Annotated in this window: 18 protein-coding genes; 12 read left to right on the forward strand and 6 right to left on the reverse strand. The window is 67.1% G+C overall.

Annotated features, from left to right (window positions below; genetic code table 11):
* The first annotated feature begins 115 nt into the window (after nucleotides 1-115).
* Both P0645_RS00050 and P0645_RS00055 read left to right on the forward strand, forming a co-directional pair.
* Nucleotides 116-457, forward strand: coding sequence for a hypothetical protein (locus P0645_RS00050; RefSeq protein ID WP_284162493.1), 342 nt, complete (start codon nucleotides 116-118; stop codon nucleotides 455-457).
* Nucleotides 445-948 carry a lipocalin/fatty acid-binding family protein gene (locus P0645_RS00055; protein WP_284162495.1) on the forward strand — a complete coding sequence of 168 codons (504 nt, stop codon included), beginning with the start codon at nucleotides 445-447 and terminating at the stop codon, nucleotides 946-948. The genes P0645_RS00050 and P0645_RS00055 overlap by 13 nt, the downstream gene beginning before the upstream one ends.
* Before the next feature lie 11 nt (nucleotides 949-959).
* Here the strand turns inward: P0645_RS00055 and P0645_RS00060 are convergent, their stop codons facing one another.
* Complete coding sequence (locus tag P0645_RS00060; protein ID WP_284162496.1) at nucleotides 960-1,826, reverse strand: helix-turn-helix domain-containing protein; 867 nt, start codon at nucleotides 1,824-1,826, stop codon at nucleotides 960-962.
* 300 nt (nucleotides 1,827-2,126) lie between these two features.
* Between P0645_RS00060 and P0645_RS00065 the strand changes: the two genes are divergently transcribed.
* Entirely contained in the window at nucleotides 2,127-3,038 is a 912-nt protein-coding gene (locus P0645_RS00065; RefSeq protein ID WP_284162497.1) for a fatty acid desaturase, read from the forward strand.
* A gap of 11 nt (nucleotides 3,039-3,049) precedes the next feature.
* Here P0645_RS00065 and P0645_RS00070 read toward each other — a convergent pair whose 3' ends face one another.
* Together P0645_RS00070 and P0645_RS00075 are read right to left on the reverse strand one after the other, a co-directional pair.
* On the reverse strand, nucleotides 3,050-3,745 hold the full coding sequence (locus P0645_RS00070) for an NUDIX domain-containing protein (RefSeq protein WP_284162498.1): 696 nt from the start codon (nucleotides 3,743-3,745) through the stop codon (nucleotides 3,050-3,052).
* Nucleotides 3,732-4,148, reverse strand: coding sequence for a DUF983 domain-containing protein (locus tag P0645_RS00075; protein WP_284162499.1), 417 nt, complete (start codon nucleotides 4,146-4,148; stop codon nucleotides 3,732-3,734). The genes P0645_RS00070 and P0645_RS00075 overlap by 14 nt, the downstream gene beginning before the upstream one ends.
* A 154-nt stretch (nucleotides 4,149-4,302) precedes the next feature.
* Here P0645_RS00075 and P0645_RS00080 point away from each other — a divergent pair, with 154 nt between their 5' ends.
* From P0645_RS00080 to P0645_RS00095, 4 genes are all read left to right on the forward strand, one after another.
* Nucleotides 4,303-4,902, forward strand: coding sequence for a CREC-EF hand family protein (locus P0645_RS00080; RefSeq protein WP_284162500.1), 600 nt, complete (start codon nucleotides 4,303-4,305; stop codon nucleotides 4,900-4,902).
* 86 nt (nucleotides 4,903-4,988) lie between these two features.
* Entirely contained in the window at nucleotides 4,989-5,588 is a 600-nt protein-coding gene (locus P0645_RS00085) for a sigma-70 family RNA polymerase sigma factor (RefSeq protein ID WP_284162501.1), read from the forward strand.
* 4 nt (nucleotides 5,589-5,592) lie between these two features.
* The gene (locus P0645_RS00090) at nucleotides 5,593-5,943 is read left to right on the forward strand and encodes a hypothetical protein (RefSeq protein WP_284162502.1); all 351 of its coding nucleotides are present in this window, start codon (nucleotides 5,593-5,595) and stop codon (nucleotides 5,941-5,943) included.
* 1 nt (nucleotide 5,944) lies between these two features.
* Nucleotides 5,945-6,415: a periplasmic heavy metal sensor gene (locus P0645_RS00095; protein WP_284162503.1), complete on the forward strand. Its 471-nt coding sequence runs from the start codon at nucleotides 5,945-5,947 to the stop codon at nucleotides 6,413-6,415.
* A 20-nt stretch (nucleotides 6,416-6,435) separates the two neighbouring features.
* On the opposite strand, the gene P0645_RS00100 is transcribed toward P0645_RS00095, so the two are convergent.
* Complete coding sequence (locus P0645_RS00100) at nucleotides 6,436-7,818, reverse strand: diguanylate cyclase domain-containing protein (protein ID WP_284162504.1); 1,383 nt, start codon at nucleotides 7,816-7,818, stop codon at nucleotides 6,436-6,438.
* A gap of 118 nt (nucleotides 7,819-7,936) precedes the next feature.
* Between P0645_RS00100 and P0645_RS00105 the strand changes: the two genes are divergently transcribed.
* The 5 genes from P0645_RS00105 (at nucleotide 7,937) to P0645_RS00125 (ending at nucleotide 12,452) form a co-directional block, all read left to right on the forward strand.
* Nucleotides 7,937-8,221 (forward strand): DUF3572 domain-containing protein, encoded by a 285-nt coding sequence (locus P0645_RS00105; protein ID WP_284162505.1) that lies wholly within the window; start codon nucleotides 7,937-7,939, stop codon nucleotides 8,219-8,221.
* Nucleotides 8,222-8,292: 71 nt separating this feature from the next.
* Nucleotides 8,293-8,997, forward strand: coding sequence for an HAD family hydrolase (locus P0645_RS00110; RefSeq protein WP_284162506.1), 705 nt, complete (start codon nucleotides 8,293-8,295; stop codon nucleotides 8,995-8,997).
* A gap of 97 nt (nucleotides 8,998-9,094) precedes the next feature.
* The gene (locus P0645_RS00115) at nucleotides 9,095-10,648 is read left to right on the forward strand and encodes a trimethylamine methyltransferase family protein (protein WP_284162507.1); all 1,554 of its coding nucleotides are present in this window, start codon (nucleotides 9,095-9,097) and stop codon (nucleotides 10,646-10,648) included.
* Nucleotides 10,649-10,842: 194 nt separating this feature from the next.
* Nucleotides 10,843-11,412 carry a heme NO-binding domain-containing protein gene (locus P0645_RS00120; RefSeq protein ID WP_284162508.1) on the forward strand — a complete coding sequence of 190 codons (570 nt, stop codon included), beginning with the start codon at nucleotides 10,843-10,845 and terminating at the stop codon, nucleotides 11,410-11,412.
* Between the two features lie 11 nt (nucleotides 11,413-11,423).
* A complete protein-coding gene (locus tag P0645_RS00125; RefSeq protein ID WP_284162509.1) occupies nucleotides 11,424-12,452 on the forward strand; it encodes a GGDEF domain-containing protein in 1,029 nt (342 codons plus the stop codon).
* Between the two features lie 39 nt (nucleotides 12,453-12,491).
* Here P0645_RS00125 and P0645_RS00130 read toward each other — a convergent pair whose 3' ends face one another.
* Together P0645_RS00130 and P0645_RS00135 are read right to left on the reverse strand one after the other, a co-directional pair.
* Complete coding sequence (locus P0645_RS00130; protein ID WP_284162510.1) at nucleotides 12,492-13,067, reverse strand: HNH endonuclease; 576 nt, start codon at nucleotides 13,065-13,067, stop codon at nucleotides 12,492-12,494.
* Entirely contained in the window at nucleotides 13,064-14,035 is a 972-nt protein-coding gene (locus tag P0645_RS00135; RefSeq protein ID WP_284162511.1) for a DNA cytosine methyltransferase, read from the reverse strand. The genes P0645_RS00130 and P0645_RS00135 overlap by 4 nt, the downstream gene beginning before the upstream one ends.
* Nucleotides 14,036-14,110: the final 75 nt, after the last annotated feature.

Below are 14,110 nucleotides of genomic sequence, written 5' to 3' on the forward strand. Positions count from 1 at the left end.
GTGGCTGTCCGGCTCACGCAATCCCGGAGCCGGGCGCGACACTCGCCTCTTGCCTTCCGGACGCGAACCGTCGAGGGTCGCGCACGGTTGACGGGCGGTGGAAAAGCGAGGGCAGATGCGGCGGGGGTTCCAAGGTCTGGCAGTGCTGGGACTGGTGCTGATCGCCGGCTGCAAGGTCGGCGGCGCCGACAGGGGCGCGCTGGCGCCGGTGGGCGAGGCTGCGACCGATCTGGTCCATGCCCAGTGCATCCGCTCGGGCGGCGAGTTCGTGCATGCGACGGGCGGGTTCCTGTGCCAGAGCGTGCCGCGCGATGCGGGCAAGGCCTGTTCAAGCGGGCGGGACTGCGAAAGCGCCTGTCTTTCCCGTTCGCGCAGCTGCGCGCCGGTCACGCCGCTTCTGGGATGCAACGAGATATTGAACGACGGCGGCGTGGCGGTGACCCAATGTATCGAATGACGGTCGCGGGGCTCTGCCTCATCGCGGCCTGCGTGCCTGCGCCGCGGCAGGCGGGCTTCCGCGATCGGTCGGTGCCGATTTCTTCCTCGACCGCTTTCGATCCGGCGCGCTTTCAGGGGCAGTGGCAGGTTGTCGGTGCCTTTGGCGACGCGGCGCGGTGTGGTGTGCTGGATGAGGATTGGCGGATCGGCACTGCAGCGTTCGTGATCACGGGCATGCGCTGTGGGCCGCAAGGGGGTACAGGTTATCGGACGGTGGCGCGGCTTTCCGGGCCGGGGCGGGTTTCGCGCGACGGTCCGGGGGGCGCCGAGGAAATCTGGATCCTCTGGGTCGATGCCGATTACCGCGTCGCGGCCTTCGGCACGCCTGATGGCGGGTTCGGCGGCATCCTCGCGCGGCCCGGACAAGCCCGGGCCGACCTTCTGACGGCGGCCCGGGAAATCCTGGACTTTAACGGATACGATATTTCGCGGCTTCAGTTCCTGCGCTGAGCGGGCTTTGCTTATCCCTTTGCAACCTCTTCCCTGAGACGCGCCAGCAGCGAGGGGAAGTCCCGCGCGCCGATATCTGCCTCGCGCACCAGACCGTCGAAATGCGCCGAAATCGCGTCGATCCGTTCCCGGTCGCGGAAGACGATGTAATTGCGCCCGAGATAGAGCACGGCGAGCAGCGGGCCGAAGATGGTGACGGGAGAGGAAAACACGCGCCGCGCGTCGTAGATATAGATCCGCAGCGTCGGGTAGAGTTGATCGTAGAGCGCGACGAGTCGGTCGATCTGTTCGATCCGCAAGGCGCGCTCAAGGCCCCGGTAATAGCCTTCGGCGCGCGCCAGCGCCTCGATCTCATGACAGGGGATCGCGATTTCATAATCCGACCGGGCCGCACGCATCCACGACAGCCGGTCTTCCGAGGCACCGATCGCCTGATCGGCCGTGCGGCCGAGCTGCGGCTCATACTCCCAGCGCATCACGGCGCGGGTCTTCAGCATGTCGGGCAGGGTGGCGGGCACATGGCGGATCTTGTAGCCCGCCGCCTCGCGGTGCCAGCCGAAGATCCGTTCGTCGATCAGCGCGCGCGGCGCCTCGGTGATCGTCAGAGAGGCGGCGAGCAGGTCGGCCAGCCGCTCCGGCCGGTCCGAGAGGCCGAGAAGCCAGTCGGCCGACACGCCAAGCGCCGCGGCACATTCCGCCACCACCTGGGCATTCGGCAGCCGCGCGCCCTGATCGCCGAGAAGCTGCGAGATGGTCGACCGGTCGACGCCGACCGCGCGGGCGAGCCCGCTCTGGGTCAGGGGCTTTTCGGTCATCGCGCGATCTAGCCGTTGCCGGAACAGGTCGGCCCGTCTGCGTTTGTCGGTTTTTTCGATCATGTGATGATAAATATCACGCCTAGTGAGGTTTGTTAACCAAATTCCGGATGTTCACCAACGACCTGCGGGTGCGAAATGATCGTGGGAAGGTGCTGACGGTGCGCTGCCGCAAGGCGGCCATGAATGCTGTGTCACGCTCCGCCGGGCTGACCGGGTGCCCTCCCACTTGGAGTTTTGACCGCCCACGCCGAGGGCGGCTTGAGCGGGGCATGGATGAATGCGCGTGAACGGACCCTGGCGAAAATGGTGTTGTGGAGTCTTCCCGGGCGCGTGTGCGCCGGGGCCGGTCAGAGGTTGGCCATGACTGAGCGCGCGGGGCTCAAGGCGCCTGCCGTGGAATGGCCGACGCTTGCGCTGATCGCCGCCTGCCATGCGCTCTGGTACCTCGGAGTAAGCTGGGCGGCCTCAACGTTTCTGCCGTTCGGGATGGCTTTGACCATCCTCGCGATCACGCTGCATTCCTCCCTGCAGCATGAGGTTCTACACGGTCACCCGACGCACGTCCGGGCACTGAACGAGGCGCTGGTCGCGCTGCCGCTCGGCCTGCTCTTCCCCTATGGCCGGTTCCGTGACCTGCATCTCGCGCATCACCGCGACGAATATCTGACCGACCCCTATGACGATCCGGAAAGCAATTTCCAGGACCCGCAGGTCTGGGCGCGGCTGCCCGGGCCCTTCAAGGCGCTTCTGCGCTTCAACAATACGCTCTTGGGCCGGATGCTGGTGGGTCCGGCCATCGCCTGCGCGACCTTCGTGCCCGCAGACCTGCGCGCGATCCTCAGGGGCGACCGCGCCATCGCCCGCGACTGGGCGCTGCATCTCGCCGGTCTGGGGCTGCTCACCCTGATCCTGCGTGGGGCAGAGATGCCCTGGTGGGCCTATCTCATGTCGGCCTATGCGGGCCTCGCCATCCTGAAGATCCGCACCTTTCTGGAACATCGCGCGCATGAGATCGCGCGTTGCCGCTCGGTCATCGTCGAAGGGGGGCGGGTTCTGCCGTTTCTCTTTCTGAACAACAACCTGCACATCGTTCATCACACGAAACCCGGCCTGGCCTGGTACCTCTTGCCCGCGCATTACCGCGCGCACCGGGCGGAGTATCTCAGGCGCAACGACAGCTATCTCTATCGCAACTACGGCGAGATTTTCCGTGCCCATTTCTTGCGCGCGAAGGACCCCGTGCCGCACCCGCTGCGCCCCGGTGAGGGCTGAGGCGGCGCCGGTCAGGCGGCGATGCGGCGGAAGGTCGGCACCGGGCCGGAATTGTCGAAGAAGGGGACCGAGGCCGGCGCGGGCAGGGGCGCGCCGGGTGCGAGGCCGCCGAGCAGCGTTGACAGTTCCGCCAGCACCACTTCGGTGATGAAGGGCAGGTTCAGGCGCCGCGCCTCGGCGACCGGCACCCAATGCAGATGCGAAAGCTCGTCCGAGGCCCGGCTGAAATCGTCCGGGTCGGCGTGAAGCGCCGCCGCATCGGCAAGGAAGAAGCGTGCGTCGAACCGGCGGGGCCGCCCGGGCGGGGTGATGGCGCGGAAGAAAAAGCGCAGTGCCGAGGCTGAGGGCGCAAGGCCCGTCGTCTCGAATCCGCTCCAGCCTTGCGGAGCAGCCCCCGGCGCGCCAAGCGCGAGGCCGGTCTCCTCCCACAGTTCGCGCACGGCCGCCGCCGCAAGCGCAGTTTCCAGTCCGGGATCGGATTGCCAGCCAAGGCGCGCGGCGCAAAGGGGCCCGAGCCCTGCCGCGAGCGCCACATCGGCGTCGGCGGCATCGACCGCGCCGCCCGGGAAAACATACTTGGACGGCATGAAAACCGCGCCCGCACCGCGCTGGCCCATGAGGACGGTCGGCTCCGGCCCGTCGCGGCGGACAAGGATGACGGTCGCCGCCGCGCGCGGCCGCAGGTCCTGAACCTCAGTCCCGCCCATCCTGCACCCCGAAACCGTGCATCCGCTTGGCCCATTGCAGCGCGACGAGCGCGCCCTTGAAGCGGGGAAGCAGGAACAGCGACAGCCCGACACAGCCCGCGGTGAAGATCGCGACCAGCACAAGAGGCGACGGCCGGAATTCGACGAAGGCCCACATCAGCAAGGGGGCCATCAGGTGGCCGACGACGAGAATGGTCATGTATGCCGGTCCGTCATCGGCGCGGTGATGGCTGAAGGTCTCGCCGCAGGCCGGGCAGGCGGGCCGTACCTTCAGATAGCCCTCCAGCATCCGTCCCTCGCCGCAAGAGGGGCAGCGTCCGCGCCAGCCCCGCCAAAGCGCGGGCTTGACCGGGCGGTCGGTCGCCTCGGGGTCGATAGCGGTGATGGGCGAAAGGTCGGGCATGCCCCCCCTTAGCAGGGATGGCGGGCAAGGGAAATGCCGCCGCGCCGCGCTGCGCCCCGAAAAAAGTCCCTGGCCCCTGCGACGGAACGTCCCGGCAGCGCCGTTCTACCAACAGAGGGCCGGACGGATCGGCCCGCTTGGCAAGGAGAGAGAGATGACCAAGACCGGATTTTCGCTGGCGCTGGTGGCCGGTGTCCTGATCGCGGTTCCCGCATTTGCCTTCGGTGGCGGCGGCGGCATGGGCATGGGTGGCCCGGGCATGATGGGCGGGCCGGAGGCCCTGTTCGATGAGGCCGATGCCGATGGCGACGGCAAGGTGACCAAGGAAGAAGCCGAAGCGCTGAAGGCGGCGCGCCTCGCGGGCCTCGACGCCGACGGCGACGGGTTCGTCACCGCCGAGGAGATGGCCGCCCAGATGATGGCGCATATGCAGGATCGGGTGACGAAGATGGCGCGGCACCGGATCGTCGATCTCGACAGTGACGGCGACGGCAAGGTCAGCACGGCCGAATTCGCCGGCGAGGACCGGATGGCGCGGATCTTCGAGCGGCTTGATGCCGACGGGGATGGCGCCGTCAGCAAGCAGGAAGTTCAGGCGATGCGTGCCATGCGCGGCGATGGCAGGGGCGAGGGCAGGGGCGAGGGCAGGGGCGAGGGCCGCGGCGGGTTCGGCCGCGGTGGCCACGGCCATGGCCACGGCGACGGCCCGCGCGGCATGCCGTTCTGGCCCTGGGGCGATGATGATCAGGAGTGACGGGTGAGGCCGGCCGCGCGCGGGTCCGAAGTCGCGCGCGCGGCCGCAAGATTGCGGTCTTCGGGGCAGGGGTCTAAGACGAAAGCATGGTGCAGGCCGCTGACACCGATGAACGGGCTGCGGCGCCGGGTGGCGCCGATGAAGCCTTGCTGCGGGCCTATGCGGCGGGCGATGCCAGCGCCGCCCGCGCCATGGCAGAGCGGTTCGGGCCTGCGGCTTTCCGTTTTGCCTTGCGGCTGACCAACAGCCGCGCCGATGCCGAGGATGTCGCGCAGGAGGCGATGATCCGGCTTTATCGCGCGGCGCCCGGCTGGCGGCCGGATGGCGGACAGGTCACAAGCTGGCTCTACCGGGTGATCGCCAATCTCGCCACCGATCTGGTGCGGCGCCGTCAAGCCGAGCCGATCGAGGCGGCGCTTGATCTTGCGGACGGTGCACCCGGCGCCGAGGCCTGGCTGATGGCCCGCGACCGCGAGGATGCCTTGTCGCGGGCGCTTGCGCGCCTGCCGGATCGCCAGCGGCTCGCCGTGGTTCTGCGCCATATCGAGGGGCTGACGAACCCCGAGATCGCGGCGATCATGGAGATAGGGACCGAAGCGGTGGAAAGTCTGACGGCGCGCGGCAAGCGGGCCTTGGCCGAGGCTCTGGCGGGCGAAAGGCAGGCGATTGGATATGCGGAAGGGTAAGGGGATGAGCGAGGACGGCGAATTCGAACTGATGCTGGCGCGGGCGCGCGGCGATGAAAGCCCGCCGCCCGGGTTTGTGGCGCGCGTCGCGGCGGCGGGCGCGGCGATGCAGCCCGCGCCCGAGGTGGAACAGGCCGCCATGGCCGGGCCCCGGCCCGCGTCCGGTTTCTGGACCGACCTGGCCCGGGCGATCGGCGGCTGGCGCGGCGCGGGCGGGCTGGTCACCGCGACGGTGGCCGGTGCCTGGATCGGGCTCGCCGATCCGGGCGGGCTGCTGATGTCGGCTGCTTCTGCGGGGACGGTTGAGCTGATGCCCGGCACGGGCGATATGTTCGGAACCGAGGTGGGAGATTGAGATGACGGAACGGACCGAAGGCGGGCAGGGTGGCAAGCTGCGCGTCGCGCTTTATCTCTCGCTCGCGATCAACCTCTTGTTCGTCGGGCTGGTCGTTGGGCGCATGGCGGGCGGGCACCCCATCGGGCGTGGCGGCATGATGGGGCCGGATGTGGGTTTCGGGCCGATCACCGAAAGCCTCAGCCATGCCGACCGGCGCGAGCTTTTCCGGCGTTTCCGCGATGTTGCGCCGGATTTCCGCGCTATGCGCGGCGCCGTGCGCGAGGATTTCGCCGCCCTCGCCACGGTCCTGCAGGCCGAGACATGGGAACCCGCCGCAGCCGCCCTGATCCTGGATCGGCAGGCAGAGCGAAGCCGTGACCGGATGGCGCAGGGGCGGCAGGTCTTTCTCGACTATCTCGGCAGCTTGAGCGCGGAGGCACGGCGCGACCTCGGGGCGCGTATCGCGGCAGACCTGGACAAACGGCGCTGAGGCATCCGTCGAACCCCCGCTCAGGCAGCGGTGCGGTTGACCGTGACCTGATTGCGGCCCTCGGCTTTCGCCACCAGCAGCGCCTGGTCGGCGCGGTCCATCAGCATCGCGGTCGTCTCTTCGCTGTCGGGGCGCGAACAGCCCATGGCAAGGCCGATCGAGAGCGTCATCGCCACCTGTCCGCCACCGGGTAACCTGAAGGGAAGATCACCGATCACCCGGCGGATGCGTTCGGCAACCGCATGGGCTTTTTCGAAGCCGATGTCGGGCAGGGCGATCAGAAACTCCTCGCCGCCGATGCGCGCCAGAAGGTCGCCCGCCGCGAGGTTGTCCTTGAGCCGCCTTGCAACCTCGACCAGCACAGCGTCGCCCGCCGCATGGCCCCAGGTGTCGTTCACCGTCTTGAACCGGTCGAGGTCCAAGAGCAGCGCCGCGAAAGACCGGCCGCCGTGGCGGGCATGCTCAGTGATGCGCTGCAGATGCGACAGGCCATAGCGGCGGTTGTGAAGCCCGGTGAGCGGGTCGGTCATCGCAAGCCGCAAGCCATCGGCGACGTTCGAGCGCAGCCGGTCGGCCTGGCGCTTGGCGCGCAGCTGGGTGCGGATGCGCAGGGCCATTTCCTCCGGCTCCGCCCCGTTGTCGATCAGGTCGCCCGCGCCGAGGTCGAGCGCGGTTGCGGATATGTCGCGCGCCGTCGATGGCAGAACCAGGCAGACCCGGGAATGCCGTGTTGCCTGGCGCGAGCGAAGCTCCGACAGAAAGCGCAGCCCGTCGCCCGGTCTGCCAAGATCGGCCGCGACTACAAACAAGTCTGGTGCCTCGCCCTCGGCGATCTCGCCAAGTGCCGCATCCCGGTCGAGAACCAGCAGCCGGTCGCTGAGATGGGGCTGCAACTCGCGCTTCCAGCGCAGCGCGGTTTCCACCCGTGCGGCGACGAGGCCGATGAGGCCGGGACCGATGTAGTCGGGCGCGGGTTCGGCGAAGCCGAACTCGCGGTAGGTGCCGTCGCGCAGGCCAAGTTGTTCGCGCGCCTCGCAGGCGCGCAGCAGGCTGCGGATGCGGGCCATCAGCACCAGCTCGTCAAGTGGTTTCCAATAGACATCCTCGGCGCCTGCGCGCAGGGCCTCGATGCGCCGCTCGCTGTCCTGGAAGGCGCTGATCATCACCACGGGAATGTCGCGGGTTGCCGGATCGGCCTTGAGGCATCGGCAGACCTCGATGCCCGAGACATCGGGGAGTTCCATGTCAAGAAGGATCAGGTCGGGGTGGCTTTCCTCGGCAATCCGCAGGGCCTCGGCGCCGGAAGCGGCCTGCAGCGCGTCATAATAGGCGGATGCGAGCTTGACGCGCAGGACGATCCTGTTCGTCGCGACATCATCCACGATGAGTATCTTGCCTGTCACAACCCCACTCCATAGGAATACTGGCACCCGGTGCGGTCATCTTTCGTTCGCAATGGTTAAGAAATGATTGCCAGAATTGGGTAGGCTTTGGGGAAAACTTGCAGGATCGGAACCTAGGATGACCCATCAGCGGGAAAGCGCCGAAGTGATCGCGGCGGAAGCGCTTGCCTGGCTTGCCGGTCAGGACGAGCTGCTTGCGGTCTTCATGGGGGCAAGCGGCATCACGATCGACGAGATGCGGCAGCGCGCGGCCGAGCCGGAGTTTCTGGCGGCTGTTCTCGATTTTCTCTTGATGGATGACGCCTGGATCACCGGCTTCTGCGACGCCGCGGGCCTGGCCTACGACCAGCCGCGCGCGGCGCGGGCGGCGCTGCCCGGGGCGGCTCTGGATGACTGGGCCTGAGGGGCCGCGCCCCATTGCGCCTGCCGCCGGAATCGGAAATGGTCCGGCCGAATTGCCTTGGGGGGACTGGAATGGCCGAGATCCGCGGACTGCTGTTTGACAAGGATGGAACGCTCTTCGATTTCCATTCGACCTGGGGCGGCTGGACCGCGCGGGTGATCGAACGGCTGGCCGGACCGTCGGCCGAGACCCGCCGCGCCGTGGCCGAAGTGCTGGGTTTCGATCTCGACGCGAGGCGGTTCGACGAGGGCAGCGTGGTGATCGGCCATACGGTCGCCGAGATCGCGGCCCTTCTGACCGAATTCGCGCCGGGCCGCCCGGTCGAGGCGCTGGTGGCCGATCTCAATGCCCTCGCGGTCAGGAACGACATGGTGCCTGCCGTGCCGCTCGTGCCGCTCTTCCGGCGCTTCCGCGAGATGGGGCTGAAGCTTGGCCTGGCCACCAATGACGCCGAGGAACCGGCGCGCGTGCATCTCGAAAATTCCGGCCTGACGCCCTATTTCGATTTCGTCGCGGGTTTTGACAGCGGCTGGGGTGGCAAGCCCGCCACCGGCCAGATGCGCGCCTTCCTCGACCGCACCGGCCTTCAGGCAACTGAAACCGCGATGGTCGGCGACAGCCTGCATGACCTGCATGCGGGGCGCGCGGCGGGGATGCGGACCGTGGCCGTCCTGACAGGTATCGCGGGCCGGGAAGAGCTCGCCCCCCATGCCGATATCGTCCTTCCGACCATCGGCGATCTGCCGGGCTGGATCGGCTCCTTCGGCGGCGCCTGAAGTCAAATCCGCCAAATGCGACGCCAAATGGTCGCAAAGCGCGGCGAAGACGCGCCGCGCTGCCCCCATTCCTTGAGCATCAAGGGGAGGGTCGCGCATGGTGGCGGAGCTGAAACGCAGACGGGCGGGCGGGCGCATCGGCCATGCCGAACGCGCGGGCAAGCGGGCGATCGACCAGATGAGCTGGCGCATCCCCCAGAACCATGACCGCCCGGTCGAGCCGATGGGGCCCGAAGGCGTCGAGGCGATCCACAAGGGCGCGATGCGCATCCTGAAGGATATCGGTATCCGTTTCCTGAACGACGAGGCGCTGGAGATCTTCCGCAAGGCGGGCTGCAAGGTCGATGGCGAGACCGTCCGGATGGACGAGGATTTCGTGATGGAGATGGTGCGCAAGGCGCCATCCGAATTCACCGTCACGCCGCGCAACCCCGACCGCGCGCTGCCCTTCGGCGGCAAGGCGATGCTTTTCGGCAATGTCTCCTCGCCGCCCAACTACTGGGATCTGGAACGTGGCAAGGTGTCGGGCTTCATGGACGGGTTCCGGACCTTCATCAAGCTGACCCAGTATTTCAATTGCATCCATTTCGCCGGCGGCTATCCGGTGGAGCCGGTGGAAATCCATGCCTCGGTCCGCCATCTGGACTGCCTCTATGAAAAGCTCACGCTGACCGACAAGGTTTGCCACGCCTATTCGCTGGGGAAGGAGCGGGTCGAGGATGCGATGGAGATGGTGCGGATCGCGGGGGGGCTCAGCCATGAGGAGTTCCGCGCGAAGCCACGGATGTTCACCAACATCAACTCGGTCTCGCCCCTGAAACACGATTTCCCGATGATCGACGGGGCGCTGAGGCTGGCGCGCGCCGGTCAGGCTGTGGTGGTGACACCCTTCACGCTGGCGGGCGCCATGGCGCCGGTGACGATGGCGGGGGCGGTGACCCTGTCTATCGCCGAGGCTTTGTCGGCCATCGCGCTTCTGCAATATGTGCGCCCCGGCGCGCCTTCGATGATCGGCACCTTCACCTCGAACGTCGACATGAAGTCGGGGGCGCCGGCCTTCGGCACGCCGGAATATATGCGCGCGACCCAGATGACCGGTCAGATGGCGCGGTTCTACGGGCTGCCCCTGCGGTCGTCCGGCGTCTGTGCCGCGAACGTGCCGGACGGGCAGGCGATGTGGGAAACGTCGAACTCGCTTTGGGCCGCCGTGCAGTCGGGGACGAACCTTGTCTATCACGCGGCGGGCTGGCTGGAGGGCGGGCTGATCGCGTCGCCTGAGAAATTCGTGATGGACTGCGAAGTGCTGCAGATGATCCAGCGCTATATGGAGCCGCAGGTCTGGGCGACGGGGGCGGAGGAGATCGCGGTCGAGACGATCGCCGAAGTGGGGCCGGACGGCCACTATTTCGGCTGCCAGCACACGCAGGACCGTTATACCACAGCCTTCTACCAGCCCTTCGCCAGCGACTGGCGCAATTTCGAGGCCTGGCAACTGGACGGCAGCGTCTGGACGGCCGAGCGGGCGCACCGGATCTTCAAGGACATATTGGCCGATTTCACCCCGCCGCCGATGGATGAAGGCGTCCGCGAGGAACTGAGCGACTTCGTCGCCCGCCGCAAGGCGGAAGGCGGCGCCCCGACCGATTTCTGAGCCGTTTGCGCCGCGCGCGCCCCGGAGCGGCGTTGATCCGGCGGAGCGCGGGCCCGCGGGCCCGCGCCTGCCTGTCTCTCACCCGGCCCCGCGCCTGCGGCGCAAGGCCGGGTTCGGGCGGGCGCCGGCCGCCTTCGCTTCGCTCTTTCTTAACGCGCCCGGCCTAGGATCGCGGCATGTGACGAGAGGTGCGCATGCACGGGCTGATCAACCGATCCTTGCAGAGCTTCCTGCGCGATACCTACGGGCCCGCGCTCTGGTCGCGGATTGCCGAGGCCGCAGGCGTTGGCGCTGAGGGGTTCGAGGCGATGCTGACCTATGAAGACAGCCTGACCGACAGGGTGATCGAGGCGGCGGCAGCCGCCCTCGCCAAGCCGCGCGAGGCGCTGCTTGAGGATATGGGCATCTATCTTGTCTCGCTCGAGCCCTTGCGGCGGCTCCTGCGTTTCGGCGGGGTGGATTATGTCGATTTCCTGCAGACGGTCGATGAACTGCCGGAACGGGCGCGTCTGGCAGTCGCCGACATCGGCCTGCCGGACCTTGTGCTCGACGCGCCCGAACCCGATCACTTCACCCTGCATTTCGCTGATGGTCATCCCGGTTTCGCGCCGGTCTTTGCGGGCATCCTGCGGGCGATGGCCGACGATTACGGCGCCTTCGCGCTTGTCGACCTCGACGGCACGCGCCGCGTGAAGGTGGAGCTTTTGCAGACCGGCTATGCAACGGGGCGCGCCTTCGATCTCGCCCGGCCCGAGGGCGCGTGATGGACGGACAGATGATGCAGGATGCAGCTTTGGTCGGCACCGATGCGCTGGGCAGGCTGATGCCCATGTATCTTTGGGTCACGCCCGCCGGTCTTATCCGTGCCGTGGGTCCGACGCTGAGGAAACTCTGCGGTGAGGGTTCGCTGATCGGCACGCGGTTCCTTGACCTTTTCGAGGTGGAGAAGCCACGCGCGCTGCTCAGCATGGCCGATGTCGAGGCCTTCACCGGCCAGCGCATCCTCGTCACGCTGAAGCGCGGGCAGGGGACGACGCTGCGCGGTCAGGTCCAGCCGCTCGACGCCGGGCAGGGCTGGATCCTCAACCTGTCCTTCGGCATTTCGGTCGCCGAGGCGGTGCGCGATTACCGGCTGACCAACGCCGATTTCGCGCCGACCGACCTGACGGTCGAGCTTCTCTATCTGACCGAGGTGAAGGCCGCTGTGATGAGCGAACTGGCCGCTCTCAACCGGCGGCTGGAGGCGGCGCGCGCGGCCTCGGAGGCGCAGGCGCTGACCGACGCGCTGACCGGGCTGGCCAACCGCAGGGCGCTCGATGCCGAACTGGCGCGCGCCTGCCATCTCGCCGCGCGCGGCGAGGGGCAGTTCGCGCTTCTCCATCTCGACCTCGATTTCTTCAAGGCGGTGAACGACACGCTCGGCCATGCGGCGGGCGATCTGGTACTGACCGAGGTCGCGGGCGTGCTGCGGGAAGAGACGCGCAAGTCAGATACGGTGGCGCGGGTCGGCGGCGACGAATTCGTGATCCTCCTGCGCGGCGAAGCGGACGCCGACCGCGTGGCACGCATCGGCGCGCGCATCATCTCGGAACTGGAACGACCGATCCTGTACGAGGAGCAGCCCTGCCGCATCTCGGGTTCGATCGGCGTCACGCTGTCGCGCTTCTATGCGACCCCCGATCCCGAGAGGATGCACAGCGATGCCGACGAGGCGACCTATGCCTCGAAGCGCGGCGGGCGGGGAAGGTGCACGGTGTGGGACGTCAATGGTCGCGACGACACCGCCAAGGGGGCAGCTGAGTGACCCAGACTGTCTGCGGTGCGAACGGCTCGGCGGGCCAGATCAGTCCTTCGGAAATTTGTCCCGCAGCCACTTCAAGACGGCGCGCTGATCTGATGCGGTCGCTCGTCTGATCTGAACAAGGAGTTTGAGCAGCGACGGTCTGTCATGAGTCAGGTTCGCCGCACCTTCGTTGCAGACCGAGCAGAGAGCGCGGAGGTTGCCGACATCGTCGGTCCCGCCCAGGCTTTTGTCGATCACATGGCCGATGTGAAGGCGCGTCTTGCGGGCGGGATCGTAAGGGTGCGGCTCTCCCGCCACGGCGCCACATTGCTGGCAAGTAAAGCCGTTGCGGTCGAGTACGAAGGCACGAGTCTCCTTACTTATGGCCCTTTCGAATGCAGGCTGGGGCTTGGCGGTTTCAAGCAGATACTGGCCGGGTTTCAACTCACTGCGGTCATTGTGCGTCAGGATTTGATAACCCTCTTCGGTCCTGAGTTCCCGGACACGTCTGGCCCATTCCGAAATGTTGCCGGAGACGTGGCGCAGCTCCTCTGCCTCCAGCACGCGGCCAAGATTGCAAAGAAAGAAAGCCCGCAGCTTTGAACGCGCGCCGCTGGGGGGCTTTGACAGCCTCATTCGGCCGCCAGGTCAAATTGCACTTCGGCTTCTGCCACACGGATTGCCTTGGCTATCGACAGGCCTAGGGCTTTCGCGACAGGCGGCGGGAATGCGTTGCCGATCTGCTTGTAAGCTTGGGTTTTTCTTCCGACGAAGTGCCAGTCATCGGGGAACCCCTGCAACCGTGCGACCATGCGCGGGGTGAGGCGCGGAAATCCCTCGAAGCCGGGCTCTGGCGCATCCTCCGCAATGGTCTTGCCATTCACCCGAAGCGTCTCCCAGGCGGCTCGTGCCCGGGTCGGGCCGAGATCAGGGCCGCCATGCTTCTTGGACCCTCCTACGATGGTCGGCGCGATATCGTTCGCTCGCAGCGCCCAATCCGCAGCGCCCCGCCACCCCTTGGCGGCCATCAGGTCAAGCAATACCTTACCGACGGTCGCAGGGCGGTCCGGCCGCGCCTCAGGGAAGCGGAAGAATTGCCAGTATTTCGGCTGCCCCGCCACGATCGCAACGCGGGGGCGTAGTTGCGACACACCGAAGTCCGAAGCGTTCAGAAGGCGCCAGTCGACCTTGTAACCCAAGGCTGCAAAACGCTCACGCAGACTGTTGCGATAAGACTCGAATGTCGGGCCAAGGAAGCCGCGCACATTCTCGATCAGGACCATTTTCGGAGCCGCCTGCCCCACAATTCTGAGGGCATCCTCAAACAGGTTTCGCTCGTCCCTTTCCCCAAGCTGCTTTCCGGCAACGGAAAACGGCGGACAGGGCAAACCGCCTGCGAAAAGGTCGATATCGCTGAATTCCGAACCGGTCACCTCTCTTAGGTCCTGCCGGACAATGCGCCAGCCGGGTCGATTGTGCTGCAGCGTGCGAACGCAGTGATCGTCGATATCAATGAGAAGCTCATGAAGGAACCCCGCCTGCTCCAGCCCGAGCGCCTGACCGCCCGCCCCGGCGCAAACCTCAATCGATCTCAGAGCACGCATCCCGACCTCCCGAGAGTGCAGCATATTCTGTGTCACTGGCATTGCAAGCCACTATCAGTGGCGCCCGGGTGCCAG

Source organism: Frigidibacter sp. SD6-1, assembly GCF_030143255.1.
Classification (GTDB): Bacteria; Pseudomonadota; Alphaproteobacteria; order Rhodobacterales; family Rhodobacteraceae; genus TMP-24.

Bases quoted from the DNA above. Each gene is read 5' to 3' on its own strand.
- P0645_RS00050 (WP_284162493.1), top strand. From the start codon at position 116: ATGCGGCGGGGGTTCCAAGGTCTGGCAGTGCTGGGACTGGTGCTGATC.
- P0645_RS00055 (WP_284162495.1), top strand. From the start codon at position 445: ATGTATCGAATGACGGTCGCGGGGCTCTGCCTCATCGCGGCCTGCGTG.
- P0645_RS00060 (WP_284162496.1), bottom strand. From the start codon at position 1,826: ATGATCGAAAAAACCGACAAACGCAGACGGGCCGACCTGTTCCGGCAA.
- P0645_RS00065 (WP_284162497.1), top strand. From the start codon at position 2,127: ATGACTGAGCGCGCGGGGCTCAAGGCGCCTGCCGTGGAATGGCCGACG.
- P0645_RS00070 (WP_284162498.1), bottom strand. From the start codon at position 3,745: ATGGGCGGGACTGAGGTTCAGGACCTGCGGCCGCGCGCGGCGGCGACC.
- P0645_RS00075 (WP_284162499.1), bottom strand. From the start codon at position 4,148: ATGCCCGACCTTTCGCCCATCACCGCTATCGACCCCGAGGCGACCGAC.
- P0645_RS00080 (WP_284162500.1), top strand. From the start codon at position 4,303: ATGACCAAGACCGGATTTTCGCTGGCGCTGGTGGCCGGTGTCCTGATC.
- P0645_RS00085 (WP_284162501.1), top strand. From the start codon at position 4,989: ATGGTGCAGGCCGCTGACACCGATGAACGGGCTGCGGCGCCGGGTGGC.
- P0645_RS00090 (WP_284162502.1), top strand. From the start codon at position 5,593: ATGAGCGAGGACGGCGAATTCGAACTGATGCTGGCGCGGGCGCGCGGC.
- P0645_RS00095 (WP_284162503.1), top strand. From the start codon at position 5,945: ATGACGGAACGGACCGAAGGCGGGCAGGGTGGCAAGCTGCGCGTCGCG.
- P0645_RS00105 (WP_284162505.1), top strand. From the start codon at position 7,937: ATGACCCATCAGCGGGAAAGCGCCGAAGTGATCGCGGCGGAAGCGCTT.
- P0645_RS00110 (WP_284162506.1), top strand. From the start codon at position 8,293: ATGGCCGAGATCCGCGGACTGCTGTTTGACAAGGATGGAACGCTCTTC.
- P0645_RS00115 (WP_284162507.1), top strand. From the start codon at position 9,095: ATGGTGGCGGAGCTGAAACGCAGACGGGCGGGCGGGCGCATCGGCCAT.
- P0645_RS00120 (WP_284162508.1), top strand. From the start codon at position 10,843: ATGCACGGGCTGATCAACCGATCCTTGCAGAGCTTCCTGCGCGATACC.
- P0645_RS00125 (WP_284162509.1), top strand. From the start codon at position 11,424: ATGATGCAGGATGCAGCTTTGGTCGGCACCGATGCGCTGGGCAGGCTG.
- P0645_RS00130 (WP_284162510.1), bottom strand. From the start codon at position 13,067: ATGAGGCTGTCAAAGCCCCCCAGCGGCGCGCGTTCAAAGCTGCGGGCT.
- P0645_RS00135 (WP_284162511.1), bottom strand. From the start codon at position 14,035: ATGCGTGCTCTGAGATCGATTGAGGTTTGCGCCGGGGCGGGCGGTCAG.